This is a genomic window from Citrifermentans bremense R1, assembly GCF_000426865.1.
Lineage (GTDB): Bacteria > Desulfobacterota > Desulfuromonadia > Geobacterales > Geobacteraceae > Geomonas > Geomonas bremensis.
Genome location: NZ_AUGE01000037.1, coordinates 21,705 through 27,704, shown reverse-complemented (window position 1 = coordinate 27,704; position 6,000 = coordinate 21,705). Strand labels below are relative to the sequence as shown.

At 60.4% G+C, this 6,000-nt stretch carries 4 protein-coding genes; all 4 read right to left on the bottom strand.

The window, feature by feature from the left end:
• Positions 1–1,035, bottom strand: a 1,035-nt coding sequence (locus tag K419_RS0116980; RefSeq protein WP_026842616.1) for an MCP four helix bundle domain-containing protein, incomplete at its 3' end; no start/stop codon positions are given.
• A gap of 404 nt (positions 1,036–1,439) precedes the next feature.
• Entirely contained in the window at positions 1,440–3,056 is a 1,617-nt protein-coding gene (locus K419_RS0116975; RefSeq protein ID WP_026842615.1) for an ammonia-forming cytochrome c nitrite reductase subunit c552, read from the bottom strand.
• A gap of 359 nt (positions 3,057–3,415) precedes the next feature.
• The gene (locus tag K419_RS0116970) at positions 3,416–5,344 is read right to left on the bottom strand and encodes a hybrid sensor histidine kinase/response regulator (RefSeq protein ID WP_026842614.1); all 1,929 of its coding nucleotides are present in this window, start codon (positions 5,342–5,344) and stop codon (positions 3,416–3,418) included.
• A gap of 104 nt (positions 5,345–5,448) precedes the next feature.
• A complete protein-coding gene (locus tag K419_RS0116965; RefSeq protein WP_026842613.1) occupies positions 5,449–5,811 on the bottom strand; it encodes a DUF1294 domain-containing protein in 363 nt (120 codons plus the stop codon).
• Between the last annotated feature and the right edge of the window lie 189 nt (positions 5,812–6,000).

Here is a 6,000-nt window from a genome sequence, read left to right as displayed (position 1 = left end):
GTTCTTGATCTCGTTGAAGTCGCCGCTGTAGTTGTCGGTGATCTTGGGGGGAACGTCCCCTTTGGAGATCCGGTCCATGTACTCAGCCGCCACGTTCAAAGGCCCTATCACCGCGTCGAGCGTGTCGTTGACCCCGGTGATGACCTTCTGGAAATCCCCTCTGTGCTTGCTCGCGTCGGCGCGGGAGGCGAGCTTCCCGGCTATGGCCGCGTCGGCGAGCATGGAGGCATCCGAGACCAGCGCCTTGATGGAATCGACCATCTTCTGCATCGCCGCCATCACGCTGTCGTCCCTTTTGCCGGCCAGATCGATGGTGACCGTCATGTCGCCGGCCGCGACCAGGTTGGCGACCTCGCTTACCTCCTTGGGATCGGCGCCCAGCTGCCCCTGCACCAGGCGGGTGATGTAGAGGCCGAGCCCCACGGCCAAAAGCACGCCGACTGCGATCAGGATGGACATGATCTTCGTGGCGCTTGCCGCAAGCGCCGTGTTCGCTTCGGAGGTGAGTTTCGCCTGCTTCAGCTTGGCATCCACCAGTTTCTCTATGGCGTTTTGCTCGTTTCTGGAGGCGACGGCCCCGTCCCCTCGCATCAGAGCCAGGGCTTCCTTGCCCTGCCCGGCCTGTGCAAGCTGGACCATGCGATCAATGAGCGGACCGTAGACGCTGCGCGACTGCTTGAATTCCTCGAACAGCTTTCGCCCTTGGTCGGTCAGGATGGTCTTCTCGAACTGCCCGGACGCCTTGTCGATCTCCTCCCGGAGCTCCACGATACGCTTCATCTTCTCCTGCCCTTCCTGGGGGCTCGTGGCCAGCAAGAGGTCTCTCAGGTTCACCCTCATCCGCTGAAAGGCGGTCGAGATGTCCTGCAGCTCCGTTATCGGTACGGTGATTTTTTCGTACAGCGCGACGTCCGCGTTCTCTATTGCGTTCATTTCCCTGATGCCGAAGTAACCGATGATGGCCGCAATGGCGGCAACAGTTATGAAGCCGCTGATCAGCTTGGTGCCAAGCTTCAAGTCATAAAACCACTTCATGATTATCTCCTTGTGCAAAGTGTTTGATAACAGTCACAGCTACCGTAAGAAGATCACTACCCGCCCCTGCCATGAACCTTTACGTAAAGCATCGATGCTCTCCCCTTTCGTTCAGCTATGAGTAAACATTTCCTTCAGGTCAGGAGTCCGACACTCGGGAGTTATCGTTAAAACGCAACGATTACTCCTATCGGAACTATTTCCCGGTTTCTTAATGGACAATCCCGCAGAGACAAATTATTTTGGTTCAATGAGTTAAACGGATTTTTGTTGTCAGTAAACCACAAAAACCAAACAAACGTTCGACATTCAATAACAGTCGCAGACGCAAAAGAGCCCCGTCTCCTGAGGGAAACGGGGCTCCTTGATGCTTGCCGCCGGCCTGGGCCGGCGTATCGATCCTGCTACTTCTTAGGTTCGTCCTTTTTAGCCACCGACATGGCGTCGTTGAGGATCTTCACCCCCGCCTTGGAGGCGGCGATGGAGCCGGTCAGCGACTCCCGGGCAAGTTCGGGGTTGTGGAAGCCGTCGGAGTTCTCCGCGGTCCAGTATTCCCACAGGGCATGCGCCTCCTCGTGCTTGAGACGCGCCTCGTCCAGCACGGTGGGCGACACGCCGGCCCGCTGCGCCGCGGCGTAGGTGTCGATCAACTGCCCAAGCCAGTACTCGGACTTGCGCATCTTGCCCTTCACGTAGTTCTGCACCGCGTCCAACTGGTAGAGCTTCTTGTCTTTGCCTTCCTTGGGATGGCAGCCAAGGCAGGCCTCCTTGATGTGGTTTTTGGGACGGATGACGCCGTGGGTGGAGAACATCTTGCCGTCTTTCCCCTTCTTCTTCGGCATGTGGCACTGGTGGCACTGGACCCCTGCCTTGTCGTGGATGCTTCCGGCATAGGTCTCGGCCTCCGGGTGCTGGAACTTGATCAGGCGCGCACCGGTCACCGCATGTTTGAAGTCGTAGAAGTTGAGCTCCTGGTAGTGCTTCAGAAGCTGCAGCGAGTTCTTGAGCGGGAAGTGGTTGGTCCTCAGGTCGTCGTACCCGACCTTCTTGCCGTCGCTCCACTGGGTCCCGGCGTTGCAGTTGTACTCGACGTGGCACTGGGCGCACATCATGCGGGAGTCGGTCTTTTGCATCACGCCGATCTTCCTGAAGTCGCGGAAGTCGATCACCTTCAGGTCCGTGGCGCCGTTTTTGGCGAAGATGTTACCTTTGGGGTCCTTCTGGATCGCCTGGATCAGGGCGTCGCGCACCACGCGGGGCTGGGTCCCGTGCGGGTCGTGACAGTGTACGCAGCCTACGGGGTTGTGGGTGTCCTTGGCGACGTCGACCACGTTGGATGTGCGGTCCCACTTGGCCTTGGGGTCCTTATCCCCCAGGAACTTCCATTTGAGCAGATGGTCGGAGGTCTTGCACTGGATGCAGGTTGCGTTGCCCGCCATGGCCGTCTCCGGCAGCTTCTTCCCGGTGTCGGTCAGCACGTCCCAGGTCTTGCCGGTGGAGGTCACCCCTTTCCACCCCTCCTTGAGCTGGAAGCGCCCCCCCTGGAAGCGGTCCACCGCGAACTGGTCGATCACCATGAAGGCGTGGCCGCGCGGCTCGTCATGCTCGAAGGTGAAACCGTGGCCGGCCAAAAGCTTGTCCTGAAGCGGGGAGCGGCCGGTGGGGGTTCCCTTTTCCTTCCTGGCCGCCGCCTCGTAGTTGTCCTCGTAGAAGCTGTTGTACTGCTCCTTGTGGCACTTGCCGCAGAGCGCCTGGTCGATCAGCGTCACCGGCTTGTTCTTTTCCGGATCGTTCATGTGGGCGTCGAGCTTCTCGTGACAGACCTTGCAGGAGAGCTTCGCGTGCTTGGAACCTTCCTTCAGGGCCTTCACCTCGTCATGGCACTCGTAGCACTTCGCCCTGCCGTCGCTGGCGACTTTAGCCGCCGGGTTGGACTTTGCCGCAGTGGTCAGCGCGGGGAGTGACAAAAATCCCGCCGCAACCGCTGCTGCCGCTGTCAAAGCCAGGTTCCTCTTCAGCATGTTTTCCCTCCTGTCGTCATGTGTAGTGGTTCTGCAAAATTAAAGCGCTGTATTAGATGCAATAAACAAGTATGAAAAGATTTGACCAAAGTCAAAAGAAGTGAAATTGCAGGACAAGCTGACAGCCAAAATGTTTACCAGAAAAACTCCTGTATTCAAGCGCCGCTCTGATACTGTTTGCTTTGACCCGCCCGGTAAGACATTATAATCCACTAACATATTTACAGCATATCTCGCTGTCGCTGTGACAGTGGAAGTCTAACCTGCTACATGCCATCGCCTCGGCCACACGAAAAAGCCCCCGCGCCTGTAAACGGCGCGGGGGCTTTTATCCAGCTTTTTTCCGGGGTGCAGGGGCTCTAGGCGGATGCGACGCCGGGAGCATCGAGCGCCTCGCGGATCCGGCGCAACAAAAGCTCCGGCTTTATCGGCTTAGCGAGGTAATCAACGGTTGCGGCGAACCCCTTCTGCGACATGATGTCCGCCGGGTACCCGCTCATGAAGATTGTGGGAAAATCGGGCCTCTGGGCGTGAATCCGCAGACCGAGCTCCGTCCCGTTCAGGCGCGGCATGACGAGGTCGGTGAGCAGCAGGTCCACCCCGTCGCCTTGCTCGGCGAAGATATTCAGCGCCTCCTCCCCCTCCCTGGCGCAGAGCACGCGATAGCCGTTATGCTGCAGCAAAAGACGCGTCATCGTCCGCACCGTCTCGTCGTCCTCTACCAGCAGCACCGTCTCGTTGCCGGTCGCCCACTGAGCCCGCCCCCCGGCGCTATCGGCTTCCGGCAGCTCTTCGGAGAGCGGCAGGTAAATGCTGAAAACGGTCCCGGCACCCGGCTCGCTTTGCAGCTCTATGATGCCGTTGTGCTTTTTGATGATGCCGTAGCAGGTGGAAAGCCCGAGCCCGGTCCCGACTCCCAGTTCCTTGGTGGTGAAAAAAGGCTCGAAGACACGGTCCTGCACCTCGCGGCTCATCCCGACTCCGGTGTCGGCAACCGTGATCAGGGCGTGGTTTAGCTGCAGCCGTTCGGTCCGGATCAAGAGCTTCCCCCCGGACGGCATGGCGTCGCGCGCGTTAACCACAAGGTTGAAGAGCACCTGCTCCAGCTGCCCCTTGTCCGAGGAGACGATAAGCGGGACGCTGGAGACCTCGACAGCCAGTTCGATATCTTCCGTGATGAGCCGCCTCAGGCTCTTATGCAGCCCCTCGACGAGCTGGTTCAGCTCGACAGGCATCAGGTTCACCTCCTGCTTCCTGGAAAAGGCAAGGAGGCCGCGGGTCATTTCTGCCGCGCGCTCCACCGACCCCTGGATTTCGGCTGCCATGGAGGCAGCCTCGCTTCCCTGGGAATTGAACTGGATCAGGGAGGCATAGCCGGCGATGACGGTCAAAAGGTTGTTGAAGTCGTGCGCTATCCCACCGGCAAGGGTGCCGATCGCTTCCATCTTCTGCGCGTGCCGCAGCTGCTCCTCCAGTTGGGTCCGCTCAGTCATGTCCTTGATCAGGCAGGCGACCCTGTCGACCCGGTCCCCGTTTTTAAGCGGCGTGTAGGTGATCAGGATGTCCCGGACCCCCTTGGCGGGGTAGTCGTACCGGCTCTCGAAGATCACCTCTTCGCCGGCGAAGCAGGCATCGATGCGTCCCTTGATCTCAGCGAACAGCCTCGGTCCCAAAAGATCGTGCACCGTGCGGTCGACAAGCTCCTCGTGCCGCACCCGGTGGCACTCGAGGTACGCCTTGTTCGCCAGGAGGAAGCGATAGCTGCGGTCGAACACGTAGATCATGTCGCCGGTGCACTCGAACACCGCGCGGTATTCGAGGAGCCGCTGATCGGCAAGCTTGTAGTCGCTTATGTCTATCAGCTTCAGCACGGCACCCTCGGTCTCTCCCTCGGCGTTCAGATAGGGAAAGAGCCTCAGCAGGAACTGGTGCCCGGTCTGCAGGTCCGTCACCTCCCGCTCCGGGGCGACTGCGCCGCCGACCACGCTCCAAAGTTCCGCACCCGCGTTGGGCCAGTCGAGCCTGCGGCAAAGCTTCGGCAAAAGCTCTCCGGTGTCGTCGGGGGAGAGGTCCAAAAGCTGCGCCAGGGTCGGCGTCAGTCTAGTCGGCCTGAGTTCGCGGTCGAAGAAGGCGGTGGCGGTCCAGGCGCAGCTCAGGAAATTCTCCAGGTCGTTTCGGGCGCGTTCGAGCTCCGCGCTTTTCGCCTGCAGCTCAAGCCTGGCAGCCTTCAGTTCCTGCTGCGCGTGGTCCAGAGGTTCGTTCGTACCTCTCTGCTGAAAATAGTGCAATGGTCCCTCCCAAAAGCATTTCAGCTATTGCATGTCATAACAAAAGGCCGCAGGCACCGCGGTCCCAGGGGACTGGCTCCGCAAGGCGCCTGTCCCCTCAGCCTCTAAAAACAAGCCACCAGCACCGCCAGGGCTGCGCAGTTGATGAGCGCCGTGATCCTGAAAACGAGGACGAATCGGCGCTTGCGGGTCTTGTGCCTGAACGCCCACCCGGCCAGGGCCGCGCCCGGCCATCCTCCGACAAGCCCCAGCAGATGCAGAGTTCTCTCCGCCACCCTGCGGCGGCCATGTTCCGCCGCCCACTTATCGGCAGCGTAAGCCGTAGCGGCTGCGGTGCCGGAAACAAGATAGACGAAGAGGACCGGCAAAGGCACGGTTCCCGCCGCTGTGAGGGCGGCCAAAAGGAAAAGGAACAAAATCGGGAAGCAGGGGATATCCGCTCTAGCGGGGGCAGGCGCGGTCAGCATCGGGCACGCTCCGCGGCGGCCCTAAAGTCCCCCCTCCCCGTGCTGGCCTGCGCGCCGTAGCGCTTCGGTCCGCGAAGGCGGGAGGGGGTCAAGGGGTGGGGGTAGGCGCCATCGTTTCCGACCGCGCGCAGGCCCGTCAACGGGGTGGGAGAGCTGGAAACGGTTTGATCTTGATGCGAAGCAGGGGAG